The sequence below is a fragment of the Blautia luti genome, from assembly GCF_033096465.1.
Taxonomy (GTDB): domain Bacteria; phylum Bacillota; class Clostridia; order Lachnospirales; family Lachnospiraceae; genus Blautia_A; species Blautia_A luti.
Map to the genome: position 1 here is coordinate 1,091,178 of NZ_AP028156.1, position 25,995 is coordinate 1,117,172.

Sequence of the window (25,995 nt, forward strand, 5' to 3'; positions counted from 1 at the left end):
TTTTTTATACCGGCAGAAACGAACCTGCCGGAAGAAGTTCGATATACAAAGGATCAGTCGATGTTCTGCACGGAATCCTTCGCATTCTGCAGTACCGTATCAAATGCGATAGCTGCCTGGTTGTATTCTTCGTCACTTTCGATATTGGCAAGAACCGGATCTCCGGATTCTGTACGTTCGAAAGTATAGAGATAAACTTCTCCATTCTGATTCTGGCCGTTCTCGTCCAGAGGAAGAAGGGCGATATATTCCTTGATTCCTACCGGGAAAATAGTAAGGATGGCGCATTCAACTTCTGTATCATCCTCCATGGTCAGTGTGATGGTACGGTGCTGGTCATCTACCTTGCATCCTCCCCCATTGCTTCCGCATCCGCCGCCGCAGGAAGCACAGTCGCTCGGGTCGCAGCCGCCGTTTGTAAATGGATCACTCATTTTATGTTCCTCATTCTTTCTGATTTTCAGTTTCTGCCCCTGCGTAAGAGCAGGGACCTTTAACAACAATATTGTATCAAAAAGCAGCAGTGAATGCAATTGCCTGGGAAAAAATGTTTATCCCGGTACGAAAACGTGTTATAATAAAAAATATCTATAAAAAAGAAAAATAACAGGAGATCAGTTTTATATGAAGTTAATCTCATGGAATGTAAATGGAATTCGTGCCTGCATCGGCAAGGGCTTTGAAGAAAGTTTCCACGCGCTGGATGCAGATATTTTCTGTCTGCAGGAGACCAAGTGCCAGGGGGGACAGGTGAATCTGGCTCTTCCGGGCTATCACCAGTACTGGAATTATGCCAACAGAAGAGGCTATTCCGGAACAGCAGTATTTACGAAAGAAGAACCGATGTCTGTAACATACGGACTTGGAATAGAAGAACATGACAAAGAAGGCAGGGTCATTACCCTGGAATATGATAAATTTTATCTGGTTACCGTGTATACACCCAATTCCCAGAGTGAGCTGCGCAGGCTGGAATACCGGATGCAGTGGGAGGCAGATTTTCTGGCATATCTTCTGAAACTCCAGGAAAACAAACCTGTGATCTGCTGCGGAGATTTCAATGTGGCACATCAGGAGATCGACCTGAAGAATCCCAAGACCAACCGTAAGAATGCAGGATTTACCGATGAAGAAAGGACCTGCTTTACCAGAATGCTAGAGAGCGGATTTATCGACACATTCCGGTACTTTTATCCGAATCAGGAAGGAATTTACTCCTGGTGGTCCTACCGCTTTAAGGCAAGGGAGAAGAATGCAGGATGGAGGATTGACTATTTTATCACCTCTCCCCAGCTGAAAGACAGACTGAAGGATGCAGCTATCCACACGGACATTATGGGATCAGACCATTGTCCTGTAGAACTGCAGATTGACTTATAAAAATACGGACAAATAATAAGGAGGGAAAAGAGAGATGGCTGACCTCAGGAAAATAAAAAAAAGAGAAGGGATCAGTGCTGGTACCCGGTGCAAACAGGCTGCGAAGAGGAGTGAATTTCGCAGTGGAGGTTCCACAGGGAGTACAGGCGTCTCTGGTTCTCTACAAAAAGAATGCAAGAAAGCCGTCTGTGGAGATCCCTTTTACAGAAAAGGACAGGACTGGGGATATCTGTGCAGTTACCCTGCCGGATTTAAAAACAGAGGACTATCAGTATAATTTTCTTCTGGACGGAAAAGTGTATACAGATCCCTGGGCATACCGCATTTACGGCAGAGAACGATTCGGCGCGGATATGGATACAGATCCCCATAAGATCCGCTGCGGATTTCTGAATGAAGAGGAATATGACTGGGAAGGGGATGAGAACCCGGTGATTCCTTATCATGAGATGCTCCTTTATAAACTCCATGTAAGAGGCTATACAAAAGCGAACCGGAATATTACATCCGGAAAAGGGAATTTTCAGGCGCTGACAGAGATGATCCCATACTGGAAAGAACTGGGAATCAATACCATTGAACTGATGCCTGCCTATGAATTTATGGAAACACAGCCGGCTGTATCAGCTGAAGGAGGGATGGTTTCCGAGAAACGAAGAGAGGGCAGGGTAAATTTCTGGGGATATATGCAGGGGTATTATTTTGCACCGAAGCGGTCTTACTGTGCTACCAGTGAACCGGAGAGGGAATTCAGGGATATGATCAAGGCATTGCATAAGGCGGGGATTGCCTGTGTGATGGAGATGTATTTTCCGGGTGGGACGAATCCGGTGCTGGGGTTGAGGGCACTGCAGTTTTGGAGATTGTATTATCATGTGGATGGGTTTCATGTTATGGGGGACGGTGTTCCCTGGCTTCTTTTGGTACAGGATGCGGTGCTGGCGGATACCAAGCTGATGTTTCAGGGCTTCGATGAAAAAGAAATCAGGAGGAAAAAGCTCCCGGCAGAGAAATGTATAGCGGAATATAACCCGGGATTTCTTCAGGATATGAGACGTTTCCTGAAAAGTGATGAAGATATGGTGGCAGGAGCGTCCTGGAGGATGAGAAGAAATCCGGATAAGTATGCTGTGATCAATTATATGGCATGTCAGGACGGCTTTACCCTGAATGATGCAGTGACTTACAATTATCGTCATAATGAGGCGAATCATGAGAACAATCAGGATGGCAGCAGTTATAACTATTCCTGGAACTGTGGTGTGGAAGGGCCAAGCCGTAAGCAGAATATCCGGCAGATGAGGGACAGGCAGATCCGCAATGCGTTTCTGATGATGCTGTTAAGCCAGGGCGTCCCCATGATCTACGGCGGAGATGAGATCGGCAATTCCCAGGGCGGCAATAACAATGCCTACTGCCAGGACAATGCCACAGGCTGGATCGACTGGAAAGGTTTAAAAAAGAATGAAAAACTTCTGGAATTCGTAAAAGAAGCCATTGCTTTCCGTAAAGACCATCCTGTTCTTCACACTGCGGGAGAAATGCGGGGAGTGGATTATCAGACCAAAGGCCTTCCGGATGTTTCTGTACACGGGGAGCGTGCATGGTACCTTAATGCGGAGAATACATCCAGACTTCTGGGAATTATGTACTGTGGCGCCTATGCACACAGACCAGACGGCAGTGAGGATGATTCTGTTTATATTGCCTGCAATTTCCATTGGGAAACCCGCACTCTGGCACTTCCGGATCTTCCGGGAGGCCGCAGATGGAAAAAAGTCATTGACACCAGTGCTGTGAAAGAAAACGGATTTTTGCATGAAGACAGTGAGACTTATAAAAAGAAACTGGAAATCGCACCACGAACCATCGTAGTGCTTCTGGCAGAACAGGAGGAGAATAAAGATGCAAAAGAAGACAGGAAGGATGCATCCGTGGCTGCACTTAAAAACCATCACCAGACATAAACTTCTGGTGATGCATTACTGTTTTCGCATAGGACTGTATAAACAGGGACTGCTTCATGATCTGTCCAAATATTCACCTGTGGAATTTCTGGTAGGCTGTAAGTACTATCAGGGGGACAGAAGCCCAAATAATGCAGAGAGAGAAGAAACAGGTCTTTCCCTTTCCTGGCTTCACCATAAGGGACGCAACAGGCATCATTACGAATACTGGATCGATTATGTACCGGGAGATGACAGGATCATCAATGGCGTGCCCATGCCCCGGAAATATATTGCGGAGATGGTCATGGACCGGATCAGCGCATCCCGGAATTATCTGGGGGACAAATATGATCAGACCCAGCCGCTGCAGTATTTCCTGAAAGGAAAGGAGAAACTGTGGTTTATCCATCCGGAGACAAGCAGGGAACTGGAGGGACTGCTCCGGATCCTCAATGATCACGGGGAAGAAGTTCTGATCTCCTATATAAAAAATGTCTATCTGAAAGGCAGAAAATACAATAAAAAGAGAAATGTGGAAAAATCTACCTGTACAACATACAGGTAATGTGGTAAAGTATTAAAATATATTTGTAAATCGTGGGAGCAGCGAAGCAGCGGCGCGATCGCAGATATAATATTATTATGAAAAAACAAACAGGAGGAGAAAATTTTGAGTGGAACTACAATGATCATATTGTCTGCATTTGTAGTCTATCTGGTCTTTATGATAGTCATCGGTGTAGTTTATATGAAAAAGACAAACAGCTCAGAGGATTACTTCCTCGGGGGCAGAGGACTGAATGCCTGGGTGGCCGCATTATCAGCACAGGCATCTGATATGAGTGGATGGCTTCTGATGGGACTGCCCGGAGCAATCTATTCCCTGGGAACCGGTCAGATCTGGATCGCAGTAGGACTTTTTATCGGAACAGTACTGAACTGGGTGTGTATCTCACACAGACTTCGTAAATATACCATAGCAGCGAATAACTCTCTGACAATTCCTGCATATTTTGAGAACAGATTTCAGGATAAAAAAAGGATCCTGCTTCTGATCTCATCGATTGTGATCGTCGTCTTCTTTCTGGTGTACACAGCGTCAGCTCTGGCAGCAGGAGGCAAGCTTTTTAACACGGTATTTGGTATTGACTACCATATAGCTCTGGCTATCGGGGCAGCCGTTATTCTGTGTTATACATTCATGGGTGGATTTATGGCAGTCTGTGTAACAGACTTTGTACAGGGAACCCTGATGCTGGTGGGACTGCTCATTGTTCCGCTGGTAGCATATTTCATGTTAAATGGAAATCTTGGAAATCTTCTCACGCAGAGCGGTGCGCCGGGCGGGGCAGCTTTCCTGAATCCCCTGGAGAATGGTGAGAGACCTTATACATTTGTTGAAATCTTTTCCCAGCTTGCATGGGGACTTGGATACTGCGGAATGCCTCATATCCTTACCCGTTTCATGGCTGTAAAGAGCGAAAAAGAATTAAAGAAATCCAGTGTGATCGCCATTGTATGGGATATCCTTTCTCTGACAGCTGCATGCTTTATCGGTATCATCGGACGTGCTTATCTGTACCCGACAGTTCTGGGAACAGAAGGGGCATCTTCAGCAGAGAGTGTATTTATTGAGATGATCAATAAGCTGTTCTCTTCAGACCTGGCGCTTCCGTTCATCGGAGGAATCTTCCTCTGCGGAATCCTGGCAGCTATCATGTCCACGGCTGATTCTCAGCTTCTGGTAACAGCATCTGCTGCATCTGAAGATTTATATCATCAGTTTGTCAAGAAGGATGCAGATTCTAAAGAGATCCTTACAGTTGCCAGAATTACAGTTATTGCAGTTTCCGTAATCGCATTTGTGATCGCATGGAATCCGGACAGCAGTATTATGGGACTGGTATCCAATGCATGGGCAGGTCTTGGCTCTGCATTCGGACCGATCGTGGTAATGTCCCTGTTCTGGAGAAGAACCAACCTGGCAGGTGCAGTTGCAGGAATCGCTTCCGGCGGCCTGACTGTTATTATCTGGGATTACATACCTCTTGTATCCGGACAGACACTTGGAAGCTATACAGGACTCTATTCTCTGGCAGTAGGTTTCGCAGTTAGCCTGGTGATGATCATCATCTTCAGCCTTGCTACCAAAGAACCGTCCAAAGAGATCACAGATGTCTTTGACCAGGTAGCGTCCATGAAATAAGGACTATCCATTTCCGGATGAATTTGTTATAATAGCAGTAGCGCAAAAAAATGCGCTGCTGCTTTTTTTGACGGGTCATACAGGAGGATCTTCCGGACCGGTCATACAGGCAGACAGCGGGGCGGAGGGGGAAATCCGCAGAACTATTACGAAAAGAAGGTGTCTTACATGAAGAAATATGATTATCTGATAGTGGGAGCAGGACTTTTTGGTGCAGTATTTGCACACGAAGCAGCGCAGAAAGGCAAAACATGCCTGGTGATCGACAAGAGAGATCACATTGGCGGAAATATCTACACAGAGGAAATAGAAGGAATTCAGGTTCATCGTTACGGCGCACATATTTTCCACACATCCAGGAAAGAAGTTTGGGATTACGTGAACCAGTTTGCGGAGTTTAATCATTTCGTAAATTCACCCATCGCAGTCTATAAAGATGAACTTTATAACCTGCCTTTTAACATGAATACGTTCCATCAGCTCTGGGGCGTACGCACTCCGGCAGAAGCCAAGGCGAAGATCCAGGGACAGATCGCCAGAATGCATATCACCCATCCGAAGAACCTGGAGGAGCAGGCTCTGGCACTGGTGGGACAGGACGTGTATGAGAAACTTGTAGAAGGATATACCAGGAAACAGTGGGGAAGAGAGTGCAAGGATCTTCCGGCTTTTATCATCAAGAGACTTCCTCTTCGCTATACCTATGATAATAACTATTTCAAAGATCCATGGCAGGGAATCCCGAAAGGCGGTTACACCCGTATTATCAAGAAGCTTCTGGAGGGTGTACAGGTATGCCTGAACACAGACTTTTTTGCCAACAGGGAAGAGCTGACTGCACAGGCAGATAAAGTCCTTTTCACGGGTATGATCGACCAGTTCTATGATTACTGCTACGGTGAACTGGAATACCGTTCCCTGAGATTTGAGACAGAGGTTCTGGAGATGGGCAACTATCAGGGAAATGCAGTAGTGAACTACACAGATTATGAGGTTCCTTACACAAGGATCATCGAACATAAACACTTCGAGTTCGGAACACAGCCGAAGACCGTCATCACCAGAGAATATCCGGCAGCATGGGAGAAGGGCAAAGAACCGTATTACCCGGTAAATGATCCGAAGAACAGCGAACTCTTTGACAAATATGAACGTCGTGCACTGGAGGAAAAGAACGTTCTCTTCGGCGGAAGACTTGGTATGTACCGTTATATGGATATGGATCAGGTGATCGAAGAAGCCCTTGCAATGGCAGAGACAGAGCTTGCATACGAGGAAGCATAAATTCAGAGAAGAAAGGACCCGAAACATTATGGATACACCGATTATCACTCTCTATTACAGAGAGTCTGACCCAATGAAAAGAAAAATGTTTCTCGACCAGTCCATTGCGGCAGGAGAAGAGGAAGAAGCAAATGCCATCCGAAAGGAATTATGGGAGATCCGTTACGGCGGTAAATCCGAAGTACCGGATACCCCGGCAGACGGTTATCTGGCACTGTGGATGGCATTGGAATTTAACAAAAATGCATCCAGCAGACTGTTCGGTGCTAAAAGCGCCCGCAGGGAAATTGTGAAAAATCTTCAGAAAATGAAGATCACAGAGTACCAGGGTAAAAGTGCCCTGCATCAGGAACTTCTTTTCAGGGAATGCTGTCATATGGTAAGAACATACATGGAACTGTGCGAAAAGGATAAAACTTATAATACCACGCTGTGCGGTATTGTTCCTATCAGTGAAAAAAGTGCAAAGAACAAGCTTCACCGTGATATCTATGAGACAGCAATACAGGTTCCTGCAGATGTCAACATGCAGGAGGAACTGGGAATCATCACAAGGGCGGCGAAGACAGCCTACGAGGATTATTTCCCTGGAGAAGGCGGATTATAAAAAGAAATTCCGTAGAAACTAACTGGAGGCAGAAATGAACAAAGACAATTTAACAGCTTATGAGGTTGTAAAGGAGGAGGATCTGACAGATATCCACTCCAAAGGATGGCTTCTGCGTCACAAGAAGACAGGTGCCAGAGTTATGCTGATCGAGAATGACGATGAGAATAAAGTATTTAATATTGCATTCCGTACACCGCCTAAGGACAGTACAGGAGTTGCACATATCCTGGAGCACAGTGTACTGTGTGGCTCCAGGGAATTTCCGCTAAAGGATCCTTTCGTGGAACTGGTAAAGGGATCTCTGAATACGTTTCTGAATGCAATGACCTATCCGGATAAAACCTGCTATCCTGTAGCCAGCTGTAATGACCAGGATTTCCAGAATCTGATGCATGTTTATCTGGATGCAGTCTTCTATCCGAACATTTACAAGAGAGAAGAGATCTTCCGTCAGGAAGGATGGAACTATCATCTGGAGAGTAAAGAAGGTCCTCTGAAATATAATGGTGTAGTATACAATGAGATGAAAGGAGCATTCTCATCACCGGATGAGGTCCTGGAAAGAGAGATCATGAACCATCTTTTCCCGGATACTCCTTATGGATGTGAATCAGGTGGTGATCCGAAGAACATCCCGGATCTTAGCTATGAGAATTTCCTGAATTTCCACAGAACCTTTTATCATCCGTCCAACAGCTATATTTACCTGTATGGAAATATGGATATGGAAGAGAAACTGGCATTTCTGGATGAACATTACCTGTCTGGATTCGATGCGCTGGATGTGGATTCACAGATCAGGGAGCAGGGTGCGTTTGCAGCATGCCAGGATGTAACACTGGAATATCCGGTGGCTGAGAATGAAGGAGAGGAAGACAATACCTATCTTTCCTATAATATGGTAACGGGAAATACCCTGGACAGCCAGAGAAATATGGCTTTCGAAGTACTGGATTATGCACTTTTAAGCGCACCTGGTGCACCTCTGAAACAGGCACTTCTGGATGCAGGCATCGGCAAAGATATCTACGGCGCATACGAAGACGGAATCCTGCAGCCTTATTTCTCAGTGGTAGCCAAAGGCTCCAACCCGGACAAAAAAGAAGAATTTGTTTCCATTATCCGTAAAGTCCTGACAGACATTGCAGAGAATGGGATTGATAAGAAAGCTATCGAAGCAGGAATCAATTATTTCGAATTCCGTTACCGTGAGGCAGATTTCTCCTCCTATCCCAAGGGACTGATGTACAGTCTGGATATTCTGGGAGACTGGCTTTATGAAGAAGATCATCCGTTCTCACAGGTCCAGCAGCTTGAAGTATTTGAACAGCTGAAAAAGGCAGTGAACGAGGGATACTTCGAAAATCTGATCCGCACATATCTGTTGGAGAATCCTCATGGCTGTGTGCTCACACTGGTTCCGAAGAAGGGACTGGCTGCACAGAGGGAGAAAGAACTGGAAGAGAAACTGGAAGCATACAGAAGCAGTCTCTCTGATGCAGAACTGGAAGCTATGGTGCAGAAGACACAGGCACTGGAAGCATATCAGGAAGCAGGAGAAGAACCTGGCGCCCTGGAATGCATCCCTATGCTGAAGAGAAGTGATATCAAAAAAGAAGCAGGTACGCTGAAAAACGAAGAATTATCTGTGGATGACAGCCTGTTTCTGTATCATGATGTATGCACCAACGGAATCGGATATGTGGATATGATGTTCAAAACAGACAGCATCGCACCGGAACAGATCCCTTATCTGGGACTTCTAAAATCTGTTCTGGGTTATGTGGATACGCAGGCGCATACTTACGGGGAACTGTTCAATGAGATCAATGCCAGCACCGGCGGTATCAGCTGCGGCGTGGAGGTCTTTGACCGGGCAGATTCCACGGAAGAGTTTCAGGCACTGTTTTCCATAAGAGGAAAGGCACTGTATCCGAAGCTGGGCTTCCTGTTTAAGATGGCAGAAGAGATCCTGGGAACTTCCAAAGTAGAAGATACCAAGCGTCTCTATGAGATCATTGCAGCTGTGAAATCCCGTGCACAGGCCAGCCTGACAGGTGCAGGACACTCCACTGCAGTATTGAGGGCAACCTCTTATTCCTCACCTATGGCAGCATTCCAGGATGAGATGGCAGGTATCGGATATTACCAGTTCATCGAGAAACTGGAAAAAGATTTTGACCAGCAGAAAGATCTGATTGTTCAGGAACTCCGGAAACTGATGAAGATGATCCTGCGTCCTGAGAACTTTATGATCAGCTATACAGGAGAGAGAGAATCGCTGGAAGAAGTGAAGAAACTGGCTGCGCATATCAGACAGGGACTTAACACAGAACCTGTGGAGAAATCTGAGAAGAAACTGATCTGCACCAGGAAAAACGAAGGATTCAAGACTTCCGGACAGGTTCAGTTCGTGGCACAGACCGGAAACTTTAAGAAAAAAGGCCTGGAATACACAGGTGCACTGGATATCCTGAAAGTAATTTTAAGCTATGATTACCTGTGGATGAATCTTCGCGTAAAAGGCGGCGCATACGGCTGTATGAGCGGCTTTAAGAGAAACGGGGAGAGCTATCTGGTATCTTACAGGGACCCTCATCTGAAACGTACTCTGGAGGTATATCAGGGAGTGGTGGATTATATCCGCAATTTTCAGGCTGATGAGCGTGACATGACCAAATATATCATCGGAACCATCAGCGGCAAAGATGTACCGAAAACACCTCAGATGAAAGGTTCTGTTTCCAAGACTGCATATTTCTGCGGTGTGACAGAGGAGATGCTCCAGAAAGAAAGAAATCAGATCCTCAATGCATCAGTAGAAGATATCCGTGCTCTGGCAGATATTGTAAAAGCTGTGCTTGATGCCGAACAGATCTGTGTAGTAGGCAGTGAGAGCAAGGTAGAGGGAGCTTCTGATATCCTCATGGAAGTGAAATCCCTGATCAACTGTTAAATTGTTACTGTGCACGGAGTGAACAGTAACGTTAAATTTCAACGGGTAAAGCGGATCACAGAAATCCGCTTTACATAAATAAAGCTGCACGGCAGCTGTGAGAATTTTAAAAGGAACAAAATTATGAACGAAAATTTCAAATCCGGATTTGTAGCGATCATTGGAAGACCAAATGTGGGAAAATCCACACTGATGAATCACCTCATTGGACAGAAGATCGCCATCACATCCAAGAAACCTCAGACAACCAGAAACAGGATCCAGACCGTCTATACCTGTGATGAGGGACAGATCGTATTTCTGGACACACCGGGTATCCACAAGGCAAAGAACAAGCTGGGTGAATATATGGTCCAGGTGGCAGAGCGTACCCTGAAAGAGGTAGATGCCATTATGTGGCTGGTAGAACCAAGCACCTTTATCGGTGCAGGAGAGCGACATATTGCAGAGCAGCTTCAGAATATTGGTGTGCCTGTGATCCTGATCATCAATAAGATTGATACTGTTTCCAAAGAGGAGATCCTTCCGGCTATTGATACGTACCGTAAAGTATGTGATTTCGCAGAGATCATTCCATGCTCTGCCCTTCGTGGACAAAACACCCAGGATATCATCGGATGCATCCTGAAATACCTGCCATATGGCCCGATGTTCTATGATGAGGATACAGTAACAGATCAGCCACAGCGTCAGATCGTGGCTGAGATCATCAGGGAAAAAGCACTCCATGCACTGGATGCGGAGATTCCCCATGGTATCGCTGTAGCTATTGACCGTATGAAGACCCGTCCGGGCAAGAACCCTATTGTGGATATTGATGCAACCATCATCTGCGAAAGAGAATCCCATAAAGGGATCATCATCGGCAAACAGGGTGCCATGCTGAAAAAGATCGGCAGCAATGCCAGATACGAGATCGAACGTATGCTGGAGTCCAAGGTAAATCTCAAACTCTGGGTCAAAGTAAAGAAAGACTGGAGAGACAGTGATTTCCTGATCAAAAACTTCGGATACGATAAAAAAGAAATATAATGAGTGATCTGATCACAGTGCAGGGAGTGGTTCTCTCTGCCATGCCTGTTGGTGAGTATGATAAGCGGATTGTGCTGCTTACCAGGGAACGGGGTAAGATCTCAGCCTTCGCCAAAGGGGCCAGACGGCCCAACAGTCCTTTCCTGGCAGCAGCCAATCCCTTTGTATTCGGGACCTTTACTCTGTATGAGGGAAGATCCAGTTATAATCTGAATCAGGTATCCATCACCCATCATTTCGTAGAGCTGGCAGGGAAACAGCCGGGTATCTATTATGGGTATTATTTTCTGGAACTGGCAGATTACTTCGGACAGGAAGGCACAGACGAGAAGGATTCCATGAATCTTTTATATGTAACTGTGAAGGCACTGCTGAATCCCCATATAGATGACAGGCTGGTACGATGTATCTTTGAACTTCGGATGATGGCTGTGCAGGGGCTCTGCCCGTCGCTTTTTAACTGTGTCTGCTGCGGCAGACAGGTACAGGAGGGAGAAGAAGTATTCTTTTCCCAGAGCGCCAATGGTATTCTGGATAAAGAATGCCTGGGACAGGTCAGGGATGCCAGAAGAGTTTCCACTGCTGCCTTATATGCCATGCGGTATATGGTCACTGCAGAACTTGGCAGGCTTTATACCTTCGCTGTGAAGGCGGATGTGCTCTTTGAACTGGAACGTCATATCCACACTTATATCAGCACAAATACAGAAAAAAGGTTCAAAAGCCTGGAAATTCTGGAAATAATGAGCTGAGATGCCTTGCAAAAGAAAAAAGATAACGTTATAATAGCAGTATTCACTGGCAGTAAGTACTGTCGGAAATTGCATAAAAAACGAGGAGAACAGTAATGGAAAAAACAATGGACAAAATTATTGCCCTGGCGAAAGCAAGAGGCTTTGTTTACCCGGGCTCTGAAATCTATGGCGGTCTTGCAAATACATGGGACTACGGTAACCTGGGCGTTGAACTGAAAAATAACGTAAAACGTGCATGGTGGCAGAAATTTATCCAGGAGTCTCCATATAACGTAGGTGTTGACTGTGCGATTCTGATGAACCCGCAGACATGGGTAGCATCCGGACATCTGGGAAGCTTTTCCGATCCGCTGATGGACTGTAAGGAATGTCACGAGCGTTTCCGTGCAGATAAGATCATTGAGGACTTCAGCCAGGAGAACGGCATTGAACTGGAGAGTTCTGTAGACGGATGGTCACAGGAAGAGATGATGAATTTCATCAAAGATCATAATGTACCATGCCCGACCTGCGGCAAACATAACTTCACAGATATCCGTCAGTTCAACCTGATGTTCAAAACATTTCAGGGTGTAACAGAGGATGCCAAGAATACCGTATACTTAAGACCTGAAACAGCACAGGGTATTTTCGTAAACTTCAAGAATGTGCAGAGAACATCCCGTAAGAAAATCCCGTTTGGTATCGGCCAGATCGGTAAATCTTTCCGTAACGAGATCACACCGGGTAACTTTACATTCCGTACCCGTGAGTTCGAGCAGATGGAACTTGAATTCTTCTGCGAGCCGGATACAGACCTTGAGTGGTTTGCATACTGGAAGAGCTTCTGCCTGAACTGGTTACATTCCCTTGGCCTGAAGGACGAAGAAGTTCGTTACCGTGACCATGATGCAGAAGAGCTAAGCTTCTACAGCAAGGCTACTACAGATGTAGAGTTCCTGTTCCCATTCGGATGGGGCGAACTGTGGGGAATCGCTGATAGAACCGATTATGACCTGACACAGCATCAGAACGTATCCGGACAGGATCTGACATACTTCGATGATGAGAAGAAACAGAAATATATTCCATATGTAATCGAGCCGTCACTGGGAGCTGACCGTGTGGTACTTGCATTCCTGTGCAGCGCATATGATGAGGAAGTTCTGGATGCAGAGAAGAATGACGTTCGTACAGTTCTTCATTTCCATCCGGCACTTGCACCTGTGAAAATCGGTGTGCTTCCGCTTTCCAAGAAGCTCAATGAAGGTGCAGAGAAGATCTATCAGCAGTTAAGCAAGAAATACAACTGCGAATATGATGACCGTGGAAACATCGGTAAACGTTACAGAAGACAGGATGAGATCGGTACTCCGTTCTGCGTAACATACGATTTCGAATCTGAGAACGATGGAGCAGTTACTATCCGTGACCGTGACACCATGGAACAGGTTCGTGTGAAGATTGATGAACTGGATGCATATTTCGCAGACAAATTCACATTCTAAATTGATAAAATACAGCAAGGGAGCTGTTCATGGCAATAACCAGGACAGCTCCCTTTTCCTATAATTTCCACTTTATCCATATGAATTTGACAGAATTTTAACTTTTTACTTGTTTAATACTTTAAAATTTTGTATAATGAAAGACAATACAGTTACTGTGCACGGAGTGAACAGTAAGACAACACATGTAACTGTTCGGCATTTTCGCAGCAGACGGCCGGGCAGTTTCAATAAATTTAAAAATTAAATAAAAGGGGGAAATGAGAAATGACAGAAAAGAAAAAGAACGGCGGAGCACTGCTCGGCGCAGCTTTCCTTATGGCTACCTCAGCAATCGGACCTGGATTCCTGACTCAGACATCCACATTCACAGGACAGTATCAGGCGAGTTTTGGTTTTGTAATCCTTGTTTCTGTAATCCTTGCAGCAGTGGCACAGCTGAATATCTGGCGTGTGCTTTGTGTAACAGGGCTTCATGGACAGGAAGTGGCCAACAAACTTCTTCCGGGACTTGGATATCTGGTGTCTGTACTGATTGTATTCGGCGGTCTGGTATTTAACATCGGAAATGTTGGTGGAGGAGCTCTTGGGTTCAATACTTTACTTGGAATTCCAACTAAAGTTGGTTACATACTTGCCGGAGCACTTGCAATTGCAGTATTCCTGTTCAAGAATGCAAAGAATGCCATGGATACCATTACCAAAGTTCTTGGTGCAGCGATGATCATCGTAATTTTTATTGTGATCATTATCGTAAAACCACCGGTAGGAAGTGCCATCAAGAACACATTTGTACCGTCTGAGGGTGTTACAAATCTGATTCCTGCCATCCTGACACTGCTTGGTGGAACAGTTGGCGGATATATCACATTCTCAGGAGCACACCGTCTGATCGATGCAGGTATCACAGGAGAGAAGAACTTAAAAGAAATCAACAAGAGTTCTGTTATGGGTATGCTCATTGCAGCAGTTGTTCGAATCTTCCTTTTCCTTGCAGTTCTCGGCGTTGTTGTAAAAGGTGTGACACTTGATGCTTCCAACCCTGCAGCAGATGCATTCAGACAGGGCGCAGGAGAGATCGGCTACCGTTTCGCCGGACTGGTTCTTCTGTGTGCAGCCATCACATCCATTATCGGAGCTGCCTACACTTCTGTTTCATTCCTGAAAACCTTCAATAAGAAGATTGAAGAGAATGAGAACAAAGTGATCATTGTATTTATTGTAATCTCTACAGCAATTATGTTTATTCTGGGAAATCCGGCAGTTCTGCTGGTACTTGCAGGCGCTGTAAATGGTCTGATCCTTCCGATCACCCTTGCAATCTGCCTCATCGCATCTCAGAAGAAATCTATTATGGGAGAGAACTATCATCATCCAAAGATTCTGCTGATCCTTGGAATCGTAGTAGTTATCCTTACTGCTTACCTTGGCGTAAATACTTTTATTTCCCAGCTTGGTAAGTTACTGTAAGCAAGTAATTAAGAAAAGGCTGCTGTCACCTGACAGCGGCTGGCTTTCAGAAAAGGTGTGATCTTCCAGGTTACACCTTTTTGCGTATTAAAAAAGATAAGGAGTAAAAATATGCCGGAAATCAGAATACTGACAGAAGGAGATTCTTCTGTTCTGGTTGAATTTGGCAAAGAGATCAATCCGGAGATCAACCGGAAGATCACTGCCACTGTACAGCTTATGAGAGAACAGCATATCGAAGGTGTGGTTGATGTCATACCAGCGTTCTGCTCACTGCTGATCAATTATGATCCCCGTGTAATTTCTTTTGATGACCTGAAGACCAGACTGGAAATTCTGGTCAAAATGGATGTCAAAGCAGGGGAAGAAAAAAAGAAAGTTTATGAAATCCCAGTGTGCTATGGTGGAGAATATGGCCCTGACCTTGAGAACATTGCAGAGCATGCAGGATTGTCTGTAGAAGAAGTGATCAAGATCCATTCTTCCAGGGATTATCTGATCTACATGCTTGGATTCCTTCCGGGCTTCTGTTATCTGGGAGGTCTGGACGAGCGGATCCATACACCGAGACTTGCAAATCCAAGGATTAAGATCAGTGCGGGAAGCGTGGGAATCGGTGGTTCCCAGACCGGTATTTATCCTCTGGATTCTCCGGGAGGATGGCAGTTAATGGGTATGACACCTGTTAAGACCTATGATCCTGAGAGAGAAGTACCGATCCTGGTAGAAGCAGGAGATTATATCCGTTTTGTACCAATCGATGAAGAAGAATACAAACGGATCAAAGAATTAGTAGAACGTGGGGAATACCAGTGCATCGTTCACGAAGGAGAGGTGTAAGATGGGAATTCGTATATTAAAGGGCGGCATGATGACAACTGTACAGGATCTGGGAAGAACCGGCTATCAGAGCCAGGGATTCAGCGTGGCTGGTGTTATGGATGTCCGTTCATTTAAAATCGCCAACCTTCTTCTGGATAATCCGGAGAATGAGGCAGTTCTTGAGATTACCCTGATCGGTCCTACTCTTGAATTTACATCAGCTACCATTATTGCTATTACAGGCGGTGATTTCCAGCCGACCATCAACGGGGAGCCTGCACCGATGTACACAGCACTTTATATGAACAAAGGCGATGTGCTGAAGTTCGGAAGTGCCAGAACAGGAAGCAGAGCATATATCGCATTTTCCAGTTATCTGGACATCCCGGTAGTGATGGGAAGCCGCTGTACCAACTTAAAGAGCAAGCTGGGCGGATTCAAGGGCAGAAAACTGCAGGCAGGAGATTATATCGGATTTCGTATTAAGAGACGTTACCTGCCGTTTTTCCTTTCCAGAAAGCTGGATATTGATGAATATGACCAGACAGAAGCAACCTTACGTGTGGTTATGGGACCTCAGAATTCCATGTTCAGCAAGCAGGGAATCGATACATTCCTTCACAGTGAATATACAGTGACCAGCGATTTTGACCGTATGGGATGCAGACTGGAAGGTCCGTTTATTGCGCCAAAGGAAACTTCAGATATTATTTCTGATGGTATTGCATTCGGAGCAATTCAGGTACCGTCACACGGCAAGCCGATCATCCTGCTGGCAGACCGCCAGACAACAGGAGGATATGCGAAGATTGCTACAGTGGCAAGTGTGGATATCCCGAAACTGGTACAGAGAAAGACAGACCACAAGATCCATTTCAAACCGATCACTGTACAGGAAGCACAGAGATTATATCTGGAAGAGATGAAAGAACTGGACGGACTGAGAAAGATCATCCACCAGCCGTGTAAAGAGGTTCTGGACTGCCGTCTGGTTGCCAAGAGACTGCGCAAGCTGTTTGAAGAATAAAGAATCTGCCGGGAAAACAGTAAGCTCCGGAGAACCCAAAATCGTATAAATGAAACAAAAATGGCAAATAAATTTACATGAGTTAGAAGAGAAAGGAGTACTTCATGGATTTAGAGAAGATTGAAGGATTAGTAAAAATTATTGAGGAGTCCTCCCTCAATGAATTCACATACAAGGACAAAGATGTAAAGATCACAATGAGTAAACTGGATCACCCGCCTGTAGTGGCAGCAGGAGTACCGGTAGCAGCACCTGCATCGGCAGCGGTAAACACATCTGTGGAAGCAGCAGAGGAAGAGGATGATACCTTATTTATCACTTCCCCGATCGTAGGAACTTTTTATTCCGCAGCAGCACCGGATGTACCTGCATTTGTAAAAGTAGGAGATCAGGTAAAAGCAGGTCAGACAGTCTGCATCCTGGAAGCCATGAAACTGATGAACGAGATCCAGAGTGATTATGACTGTGAAATCGAGGCAGTATTAGTAAGCAATGAACAGAAAGTAGAATACGGACAGCCGCTGTTTCGTGTAAAGAAACTGTAGGAGACAAAGGAGGCAGTACGATTTGTTTAATAAAATTCTGATTGCCAATCGTGGTGAAATCGCAGTGCGTATCATCCGCGCCTGCAGAAATATGGGAATCCGCAGTGTGGCAGTGTATTCCAAAGAAGATGCAAAGAGCCTTCATGTACAGCTGGCAGACCAGCGTATCTGCATCGGTGAAGGTCCTGCGCGAAACAGTTATCTGAATATGGACCGGATCATCGCGGCAGCCGAGAATATGGGGGCAGATGCCATTCATCCGGGATTCGGATTCCTGTCCGAGAACAGTGACTTCGTCCGCAAGTGTCAGGAAAACGGTATTACGTTTATCGGGCCGGATGCAGATGTGATTGATAAGATGGGAAACAAATCCCATGCAAGAAAGACAATGATGGATGCCGGTGTTCCGGTAGTACCGGGAACCAAAGAGCCTGTCTATGATGCAGAAACAGGTAAGAAACTGGCAGAGGAGATCGGCTATCCGGTTATGATCAAGGCTTCTTCCGGTGGTGGCGGTAAAGGTATGCGTGTAGCTGCCAATGAGGATGAATTTGAGTTTCAGTTTAACATGGCGCAGAGAGAATCTGCCAATGCATTCGGTGATGATACCATGTACATCGAGCGTTTCGTAGAGAATCCCCGTCATGTAGAGATCCAGATCATGGCAGACAGTCATGGAAATGTAGTAGCTCTTGGAGAACGTGACTGTTCTGTACAGAGAAACCATCAGAAACTAATCGAGGAATCCCCGTCCCCGGCTATTGATGATGCAACACGTAAAAAAATGAATGAATATGCAGTTCTTGCTGCGAAAACAGTAGGTTATACCAATGCGGGAACCATTGAGTTTATCGTAGACCCGAAAGGCAATTTCTATTTCATGGAAATGAACACCAGAATTCAGGTAGAGCATGGTGTTACAGAGATGGTAACAGGCACAGACCTGATCATTGAGCAGATCCGTGTGGCAATGGGCGAGGAATTAAGCTTTAAGCAGGAGGATGTCCAGATCAAAGGACATGCCATTGAGTGCCGTATTAATGCAGAGATCCCGGAGAAGAACTTTATGCCAAGTCCTGGCGTGGTACAGCATATGCACCTTCCGGCAGGTAATGGAGTGCGTGTAGATACCGGACTTTATACAGGATATAAGATTCCCTCCGAATACGATTCCATGATCGCGAAAGTTATCGTTCATGCACCGGACAGAGAGGCAGCGCTTCAGAAGATGCGTTCTGCACTGGATGAGATGGTGATCATGGGAGTGGAGACAAACCTGGATTTTCAGTATCAGATCATGAAGAATCCGGTATTCTGTGAGGGAAAAGCAGATACAGGATTTATTGAGAATGTGCTGAAGATTAAGTAAGGAGGTAAGGCAAATGTACACAGTAGACTTAAACAGTGACCTTGGCGAAAGTTTCGGCCGCTATACCATTGGAAATGACGATAAGATCATTCCTCTGATCTCATCTGCAAATGTAGCCTGCGGTTATCACGCAGCTGATCCTGTAGTAATGGGAAAAACCATTGCAATGGCAAAGGAAGCAGATATCCGGGTTGGTGCACATCCTGGATTCCCGGATCTGATGGGATTCGGAAGAAGAAACATGAACGTAACACCTGCAGAGGCCAAAGCATACGTACTCTATCAGTTAGGCGCACTGGATGCATTCTGTAGAGTAAATGGCGTGAAGATGCAGCATGTGAAACCTCACGGCGCACTTTACAACATGGCAGCGAAAGACTATGCACTGTCCACAGCAATCTGTGAAGCAATCAAAGAGTTCGACAGTAATCTCATCGTTCTCGCATTATCCGGTGGACAGCTTGCGAAAGCAGCCCAGGATATGGGACTTCGCACAGCGATGGAAGTATTTGCAGACCGTGGCTATGAAGAGGACGGAACTCTGGTAGACAGACGGAAAGAAGGAGCCATGATCACAGACGAGAACGAAGCGATCGCCCGTGTGATCCGTATGGTAAAAGAGAAGAAAGTTACTGCGGTAACAGGCAAAGACATTCCGATCCAGGCAGATTCCATCTGCGTACACGGAGACGGAGCGAAAGCACTGGCATTCGTAGAGAAGATCAGAGAAGCTTTCGGAAAAGAAGGAATCCAGATCAGCCCACTGGATGAATTTGTAAAATAAGAAACACTGAAATAAAAGCGAAAGCGCCCGGCAGCATGGAGAAATTATAGAAAAAATTATCTTCATGCTGCCGGGCGCTTTTTTTGCTTGATCAGGTAAGAAATTAACTCTGTTGTGAAACAAGAGAATTATAAAAATCCTGGATATCATCTGCATACCCTTCCAACTGCTGTCTGTCAGGAAGGGAGGTCATAACTCCCTGCTGGGTAGTGCTGATCCCTGCTGCGTAAGTAGCGAAGCAGATAGAATAAAGGAGAGGATGATTCTGGCTTAAAGCCACTGCCAGCGCAGAGATGAAACAGTTGGCTGCACCATTGCTGTCAACGGTATTGAATTTGACCGCCGGGATATGGATGGAATAATCCTTGTTTCGCAGATAAGAACCTTTACTTCCCAGGGTTACGATAACATTGGAACAGCCTTTGTGATATAAATATTCTGCCTTTTCCTCATAGGAGTCCTCACCGGGAACCAGATTGTCCAGTTCCCGGGAGTTTGGAATCATGAAGGAAATCTTGGGCAGCAGTTCTTCGGAAAGCCGGAAGATCGGCTTAACGAAAGTCTTCACATTATTTCTGTAACATTCTTTGATGATATAATCAATCAGTTCTTCACTTAATTCCGTAGAAGCTTGTGAGAACGAAACAGCGAGGATACGCCATTGATGATATGGAACACGAATTCGGGATCAAGTGTATTGCAATGCCTGTATTCGACAGAACGAAGAATGTATACGCTGCGATCAGCATCAGCGGACTGGCACAGCATTTTACGGATGAGAACATCGCAGAATGGGCGATACTTCTGAAAAAGTATATTCGTAAAATAGAAAGCAGGCTGTAGAGCCTGAGACAGAGCATAAAAAATCCGTCAGAGTATTGTTTAAATACTCTGACGGATTTTTTGCATGGATTTCAGATCATCAGAAATCCAGTTCTTTCAGATAACGTCCCAGTGCATCCTGCCAGGTTGGAAGAGGAGTGAAGCCATTGGCTGTCAGTTTGCTCTTATCCAGACGGCTGTTGAACGGACGTGCTGCTTTGGAAACACCGTATTCAGCAGTTGTGACAGAGTTAACTGTCATGTTTTCCGGAAGATATTCCGGATGTCCCATGGCAGCTGCCTGACGGAAGATCTCTTTGGTGAAATCATACCAGCTGATGTAACCGCCCTCGTTGGTTGCATGATAGTAACCGTATTTCTCTGTCTCGATCATATCTACCAGCAGTCTTGCCAGGTCATAGGTATAAGTTGGAGTACCGATCTGGTCATTGACTACGGAGAGTGTGTCGTGTGTTTTTCCAAGATTGATCATGGTCTTGATGAAGTTCTTGCCGTTTTTGCCAAATACCCATGCAATACGGACGATAAAGAACTTATCCACTGTGCCGGATACAGCCAGTTCGCCGTCCAGTTTGGTCTGTCCATAGACATTTAACGGCTTGTAATCCTTGCAGTCAGGCTCCCATGGAGTGGTTCCCTGACCGTCGAATACATAGTCAGTGGAGAGATACAGCATCTTGATGTCAAGCCCTTTGCACACATCAGCGATATTCTGGGTTCCGGTAACGTTTACCAGACGAACCTTCGGCTGATTTTCCTCATCTTCTGCAGCATCTACAGCTGTCCATGCTGCACAGTGGATCACTGCGTCCACCTTTGCATCTTTGATGACTTTCTCTACAGAAGCTTTATCTGTGATATCCATCTGTACATAAGGCATTGTGGTAACAGCAGTGCCGTCTGCGATTCCGCTGTAGGAAGGAGCAATGTCACTTCCTACACCTTCATAACCGCGTTTCGCAAGTTCGTTCATAACATCATGTCCAAGCTGACCGCCTACACCTGTTACAAAAACTCTCATAATTTATGCCTCCCCGCGGTGTGCGTACATTTTCTCATAGTAGTTCTGGTATTCACCGGAGATGATAGTTTCCCACCATTCCTTGTTATCCAGATACCATTTGATGGTCTTCTTGATACCATCAGCAAATTTGGTTTCCGGTAACCAGCCAAGTTCATTGTGGATCTTGGTCGGGTCGATGGCATAACGCATATCATGGCCTTTACGGTCTGCTACGTATGTGATCAGGCTTTCCGGTTTGCCAAGTTCCTTGCAGATGATCTTAACGATATCGATATTTGTCATTTCGTTATGTCCGCCTACATTGTAAACTTCGCCGACACGTCCTTTGTGGATGATCAGGTCGATAGCGCGGCAGTGATCTTCTACATAGAGCCAGTCACGGACGTTTTCACCCTTTCCATATACAGGAAGTGGTTTGTCATTTAATGCATTGGCGATCATTAACGGGATCAGTTTCTCCGGGAAATGATATGGGCCGTAGTTGTTGGAGCAGCGGCTGATGGTTACAGGCAGTCCGTAAGTTCTGTGGTAAGCAAGTACCAGAAGGTCTGCAGAAGCCTTGGAAGAGCTGTAAGGGCTGCTTGTGTGGATCGGAGTTTCCTCTGTGAAGAACAGGTCAGGTCTGTCTAATGGCAGATCTCCGTAAACTTCATCAGTGGATACCTGATGGTAACGTTTGATTCCGTATTTACGGCATGCATCCATAAGGACAGCAGTACCGATGATGTTTGTTGTAAGGAATACTTCCGGGTTCTCGATGGAACGGTCTACGTGGCTTTCTGCTGCGAAGTTTACAACCATGTCGGGATGTTCTTCTTCGAAGAGTTTGTAAACTGCCTCACGGTCTGTGATGCTTTCTTTCACGAAACGGAAATTCGGGTTGTCCATAACAGGAGCAAGAGTGGAAAGGTTTCCTGCGTATGTCAGGCAGTCCAGACAGATGATACGATAATCCGGGTATTTTTTTAACATATGAAAAATAAAGTTGCTTCCGATAAATCCGGCACCGCCGGTTACGATAATATTCATGATAGTATAGTTCTCCTTTTGATTTATTGCTGCGTGATTGAAACGATATATGAATGGCGGAATCAGTGGAGCACGTCCAGATATTTGCCGTCCAGTACATCTTTCAGATACTGGCCGTACTGATTCTTCTTTAGTACTTCATAAACTTTCAGTACATCGTCTTTGGTGATCCAGCCGTTGAGATATGCGATCTCTTCCAGGCATCCGATCTTGCGGTGCTGGTGGCTTTCCATGGTTTTTACGAAGTTGGTAGCTTCCACAAGGCTTTCATGTGTACCGGTATCCAGCCATGTGAATCCCTGGCCAAGAAGTTCTACGTTTAACTCGCCTTTTTCCAGATAAATACGGTTCAGATCTGTGATTTCAAGTTCGCCTCTGGCGCTTGGCTTCAGATTTTTGGCATATTCTACCACACGGTTGTCATAGAAATATAAACCTGTTACACAGTAGTTGCTCTTCGGATGTTCCGGTTTCTCTTCGATAGAGATGGCTTTACCGTCGTGGTCGAATTCTACGATACCGAATCTCTCCGGATCATCTACATAGTATCCGAATACAGTAGCGCCTTCGCCGGATTCTGCATTCTGTACAGCAGCCTGAAGTCTCTTCTTCAGTCCATGTCCTGCGAAAATGTTATCACCCAGCACCATGGCAACTGTGTCATTGCCGATGAATTCCTCTCCGATGATAAATGCCTGCGCAAGTCCGTCCGGGCTTGGCTGTACGGCATAGGTAAGATGAACGCCGAATTGATGTCCGTCACCCAGAAGTTCCTCGAAACGAGGGGTATCCTGTGGTGTGGAGATGATTAGGATATCGCGGATGCCTGCATTCATCAGTACAGACATTGGATAGTAGATCATAGGTTTGTCGTAGATCGGCAGAAGCTGTTTGGAAGTTACCATTGTCAGCGGATAAAGGCGTGTGCCGGAACCACCTGCTAAAATAATACCTTTCATGTGTATTCTCCTTTTTCATTTGAATCATTTGTTTTACAGCAATTCATAAGATACTGTCCTGACTGCATTATTTTATGGAACTGCTGCAGGTTTTCATGTATCACTGCGGATGTCTTTTTAATGTGATTGTATTATAAAAGGTGACCTTAGGTCACCTTCAAGCGTTTTTTACAAAAAAATTAAATTTTGGTTATTTTTCACAAAAAAAGATTCCGGCATCCTTGGTAATGTAGAAGCCTCCTCTGGTTTTGCGCGATACGAAAGAGCGGAAATCTTTGTAACGATCCAGGATATACTGGTTCTGATTTCCATGGCAGGAAAGAATATAGGAGATCAGCGGTTCTGCATCCGGTACCAGAAGGGAGTCTTCATAGGATTTCCAGGAAATCTGCCGGAAATAAGGAGAAAGGATCTCATTACCGTTCTCTCTGCCGAACCGTTCATAAAGCCGGTCTGCAGACAGAACGATCCTTTCATCGAAGTCCTGAACCAGCCGGCTGACCTCCTGCATATGCCGGCTGCCATAGGTACTGCAGATAAAATGACCTCCAGGTTTCAGCACACGGCGGATTTCCCTGCATACACCGGGAATGTCCTCGCAGTAAAAAAGCACATGGTTGGCAATGACCAGGTCAAAGGATTCATTCTCATAAGGAATCCGCCCGCAGTCAAACACCCGGAAAGTGAAACGCCGGTCCTCCGGGCCGATGGCACGTCTGGCATCACGAAGCATCCCGGAAGAAAGATCCGAAAGTGTAACAGAGATTTCCGCAGGCAGGAGGGACATATTTTGAGTCCACAAAGCACCGTCCCCACAGCCCAGTTCCAGGATTTTCATGTTTGGGTGGATGTGGCATTGGGTGTATACCCAGGGAAACCAGCCTTGGCGGTTGCTGGAGTAAAGGCTGTGGAGGTTGATCCTGGAGGAAATATTGGACGCGTTCTGATACTGGTTTTTCATGCTCTTTTCCATGCCTGTCAGGTGGATCAGGTTCAGCATCTGATTCCAGTCAATGGCGTGGCGGGAACGGATAGCATCGGTGGTATCCTGGATGGCTTTTTCCACCAGCTGCATCTGTTCGATGCGGTCACGGACCAGTTTCAGCTGGATGTTCAGGGAATTCTCCATAAAGTGATAGTCGGAGTCGTCAATGGTCATTTCCCGGATATCATCCAGGGAAAAGCCCAGGTACTTCAGAAGCAGGATCTGGGAAAGCCTTGCGAAATCTGCATCTGTGTAGAATCGGGCACCGGATTCTGTCACATAGGAGGGGTTGAGGATATTCTGTTTGTCATAATATCGGATGGTCCGCAGGGTCACATGAGCCATCCGCGCGAATTCTCCGGAAGAGTAGTAGCCGTCTTTTTTCATAGGGAAACCTTCTTGTTTGTTTTCGATTCTGCTGCAACGCAGAAACTGTTTCTGAGAAACATTATAGCAGACTGGAGAGTGTTTGAAAAATGCTTTCTGCAAATTGGGGCGTCCGGATTGTTGGAATGGCGTGACACTCCAGGAGGGATTTAGGATTCCTGCTTGTTATTTGCCGGCGGTTGTGTTATGGTAGATACATGCCTGAATGCGCACAGGCATTCACACAAATCACTATCCGGCAGTTCTGCCGTCATTTTTCCCAAATACAATAGTATAGAAGACGATCAAAATGCAGGAACAGGAGGAACCTGATGAAAAAGCTGTTTGATTTTACCTACTGCGGCGATTACAACCGGCAGATCCGCCATCTGGCAAGGATCGTACCGGAGAGGTGGAGCTATTCTGACACAGAAGATTACGGGATCCTGAAAGGATACCTGGAAAATACATTCAAGCGCCTGTACGAAGAGGGGAAAGTCTGGGAAAAGGAAACCTACGCAATCTTTAATACAGGACTCTTTAATCACTATTATCAGCCAATCTATGCATATTTTATTCCCAATCTGGTGCCGGACAGGCAGCCCTGGTTCCTGGACGGATTTTACACCGAATATTACTTATTGAAACAGGGAATTACCGTTCTTCCGGAGAAAGCTTCCTATGTGGATGACCCTTCAGATCTGGTCTTTGACACCAAGATCCCGGTGGTTCCCCAGTATGAGCATATCTTCGGAGATGAGGAAAACGCAGCCAGACTGCCCCGGGAAGTCAGGGACAGCAGCATGCGTCTTCAGCTCTTCGACGGTGCATTGAAGCAGACCAAGAGGATGCTGGAGGCAGATTATAAGACTGCCATTCCTCAGTACTACAATCATTCTATTCAGCTTCTCATCCCGCTGTGCCTGCGAAGCCCGGGAGTCCCGGATCTGGCACTTGCCTGTATGAAGACCCCGGATGGAAGTAAATATCTGGGAAGAACCTGCCTGACCCTTCGGATGGCATACCACAATGCCAGACTTCTGGCAAGGGTGGATAACAGCTGGCTGACCGGATCCTGAGATTTCTTGACAGGGAAAAATGCCTTTGATATAC

At 45.8% G+C, this 25,995-nt stretch carries 24 protein-coding genes; 18 read left to right on the top strand and 6 right to left on the bottom strand.

Going from position 1 to position 25,995, the window contains the following annotated elements; all coding sequences use genetic code 11:
• Positions 1-53: 53 nt before the first annotated feature.
• Positions 54-434, bottom strand: a complete 381-nt coding sequence (locus R8695_RS05065; RefSeq protein WP_118508575.1) for a DUF1292 domain-containing protein — start codon at positions 432-434, stop codon at positions 54-56.
• Between the two features lie 190 nt (positions 435-624).
• Here R8695_RS05065 and R8695_RS05070 point away from each other — a divergent pair, with 190 nt between their 5' ends.
• From R8695_RS05070 to R8695_RS05145, 16 genes are all read left to right on the top strand, one after another.
• Complete coding sequence (locus tag R8695_RS05070; RefSeq protein WP_154779707.1) at positions 625-1,380, top strand: exodeoxyribonuclease III; 756 nt, start codon at positions 625-627, stop codon at positions 1,378-1,380.
• Positions 1,381-1,454: 74 nt separating this feature from the next.
• The gene (locus tag R8695_RS05075; RefSeq protein WP_167829740.1) at positions 1,455-3,347 is read left to right on the top strand and encodes an alpha amylase C-terminal domain-containing protein; all 1,893 of its coding nucleotides are present in this window, start codon (positions 1,455-1,457) and stop codon (positions 3,345-3,347) included.
• On the top strand, positions 3,307-3,894 hold the full coding sequence (locus R8695_RS05080; RefSeq protein WP_118508690.1) for a DUF5662 family protein: 588 nt from the start codon (positions 3,307-3,309) through the stop codon (positions 3,892-3,894). The genes R8695_RS05075 and R8695_RS05080 overlap by 41 nt, the downstream gene beginning before the upstream one ends.
• A gap of 105 nt (positions 3,895-3,999) precedes the next feature.
• Positions 4,000-5,535: a sodium/proline symporter PutP gene (gene putP / locus R8695_RS05085; RefSeq protein WP_243139456.1), complete on the top strand. Its 1,536-nt coding sequence runs from the start codon at positions 4,000-4,002 to the stop codon at positions 5,533-5,535.
• Between the two features lie 168 nt (positions 5,536-5,703).
• Entirely contained in the window at positions 5,704-6,819 is a 1,116-nt protein-coding gene (gene glf / locus R8695_RS05090) for a UDP-galactopyranose mutase (RefSeq protein WP_118508578.1), read from the top strand.
• Between the two features lie 28 nt (positions 6,820-6,847).
• Positions 6,848-7,426, top strand: a complete 579-nt coding sequence (locus R8695_RS05095) for a DUF6553 family protein (RefSeq protein WP_154779708.1) — start codon at positions 6,848-6,850, stop codon at positions 7,424-7,426.
• A 34-nt stretch (positions 7,427-7,460) separates the two neighbouring features.
• Positions 7,461-10,385 carry an insulinase family protein gene (locus R8695_RS05100; RefSeq protein ID WP_154779709.1) on the top strand — a complete coding sequence of 975 codons (2,925 nt, stop codon included), beginning with the start codon at positions 7,461-7,463 and terminating at the stop codon, positions 10,383-10,385.
• A 123-nt stretch (positions 10,386-10,508) separates the two neighbouring features.
• Entirely contained in the window at positions 10,509-11,417 is a 909-nt protein-coding gene (era, locus tag R8695_RS05105) for a GTPase Era (protein WP_118508580.1), read from the top strand.
• A complete protein-coding gene (gene recO / locus R8695_RS05110) occupies positions 11,417-12,169 on the top strand; it encodes a DNA repair protein RecO (protein ID WP_154779710.1) in 753 nt (250 codons plus the stop codon). Before era ends, recO begins: the two co-directional genes overlap by 1 nt.
• A gap of 95 nt (positions 12,170-12,264) precedes the next feature.
• Positions 12,265-13,659, top strand: a complete 1,395-nt coding sequence (locus R8695_RS05115; protein WP_118508582.1) for a glycine--tRNA ligase — start codon at positions 12,265-12,267, stop codon at positions 13,657-13,659.
• 267 nt (positions 13,660-13,926) lie between these two features.
• Positions 13,927-15,129 carry an NRAMP family divalent metal transporter gene (locus R8695_RS05120; RefSeq protein WP_154779711.1) on the top strand — a complete coding sequence of 401 codons (1,203 nt, stop codon included), beginning with the start codon at positions 13,927-13,929 and terminating at the stop codon, positions 15,127-15,129.
• A gap of 111 nt (positions 15,130-15,240) precedes the next feature.
• Positions 15,241-15,969, top strand: a complete 729-nt coding sequence (pxpB, locus tag R8695_RS05125; protein WP_118508584.1) for a 5-oxoprolinase subunit PxpB — start codon at positions 15,241-15,243, stop codon at positions 15,967-15,969.
• A 1-nt stretch (position 15,970) separates the two neighbouring features.
• Positions 15,971-16,978 (top strand): 5-oxoprolinase subunit C family protein, encoded by a 1,008-nt coding sequence (locus R8695_RS05130; protein ID WP_118508585.1) that lies wholly within the window; start codon positions 15,971-15,973, stop codon positions 16,976-16,978.
• A 104-nt stretch (positions 16,979-17,082) separates the two neighbouring features.
• Positions 17,083-17,523: an acetyl-CoA carboxylase biotin carboxyl carrier protein gene (accB, locus tag R8695_RS05135; RefSeq protein ID WP_118508586.1), complete on the top strand. Its 441-nt coding sequence runs from the start codon at positions 17,083-17,085 to the stop codon at positions 17,521-17,523.
• A 22-nt stretch (positions 17,524-17,545) separates the two neighbouring features.
• Complete coding sequence (accC, locus tag R8695_RS05140) at positions 17,546-18,892, top strand: acetyl-CoA carboxylase biotin carboxylase subunit (RefSeq protein WP_154779712.1); 1,347 nt, start codon at positions 17,546-17,548, stop codon at positions 18,890-18,892.
• Between the two features lie 13 nt (positions 18,893-18,905).
• On the top strand, positions 18,906-19,676 hold the full coding sequence (locus R8695_RS05145; RefSeq protein ID WP_154779713.1) for a LamB/YcsF family protein: 771 nt from the start codon (positions 18,906-18,908) through the stop codon (positions 19,674-19,676).
• A gap of 103 nt (positions 19,677-19,779) precedes the next feature.
• On the opposite strand, the gene R8695_RS05150 is transcribed toward R8695_RS05145, so the two are convergent.
• On the bottom strand, positions 19,780-20,244 hold the full coding sequence (locus R8695_RS05150; RefSeq protein ID WP_154779714.1) for a PfkB family carbohydrate kinase: 465 nt from the start codon (positions 20,242-20,244) through the stop codon (positions 19,780-19,782).
• Between the two features lie 65 nt (positions 20,245-20,309).
• Here R8695_RS05150 and R8695_RS05155 point away from each other — a divergent pair, with 65 nt between their 5' ends.
• Complete coding sequence (locus R8695_RS05155; RefSeq protein ID WP_308418806.1) at positions 20,310-20,519, top strand: IclR family transcriptional regulator domain-containing protein; 210 nt, start codon at positions 20,310-20,312, stop codon at positions 20,517-20,519.
• A gap of 79 nt (positions 20,520-20,598) precedes the next feature.
• On the opposite strand, the gene rfbD is transcribed toward R8695_RS05155, so the two are convergent.
• The 4 genes from rfbD to R8695_RS05175 all read right to left on the bottom strand — a co-directional run bounded on the left by rfbD (position 20,599) and on the right by R8695_RS05175 (position 24,903).
• Positions 20,599-21,540 (bottom strand): dTDP-4-dehydrorhamnose reductase, encoded by a 942-nt coding sequence (gene rfbD, locus R8695_RS05160; RefSeq protein WP_118508596.1) that lies wholly within the window; start codon positions 21,538-21,540, stop codon positions 20,599-20,601.
• Between the two features lie 3 nt (positions 21,541-21,543).
• Complete coding sequence (rfbB, locus tag R8695_RS05165; protein ID WP_118508597.1) at positions 21,544-22,572, bottom strand: dTDP-glucose 4,6-dehydratase; 1,029 nt, start codon at positions 22,570-22,572, stop codon at positions 21,544-21,546.
• Between the two features lie 62 nt (positions 22,573-22,634).
• Positions 22,635-23,531 (bottom strand): glucose-1-phosphate thymidylyltransferase RfbA, encoded by an 897-nt coding sequence (rfbA, locus tag R8695_RS05170; RefSeq protein ID WP_118508598.1) that lies wholly within the window; start codon positions 23,529-23,531, stop codon positions 22,635-22,637.
• Between the two features lie 190 nt (positions 23,532-23,721).
• Complete coding sequence (locus R8695_RS05175; protein WP_154779715.1) at positions 23,722-24,903, bottom strand: MerR family transcriptional regulator; 1,182 nt, start codon at positions 24,901-24,903, stop codon at positions 23,722-23,724.
• Positions 24,904-25,214: 311 nt separating this feature from the next.
• On the opposite strand from R8695_RS05175, the gene R8695_RS05180 reads away from it, so the two are divergent.
• Positions 25,215-25,961 carry a DUF3825 domain-containing protein gene (locus R8695_RS05180; protein WP_154779716.1) on the top strand — a complete coding sequence of 249 codons (747 nt, stop codon included), beginning with the start codon at positions 25,215-25,217 and terminating at the stop codon, positions 25,959-25,961.
• Positions 25,962-25,995: the final 34 nt, after the last annotated feature.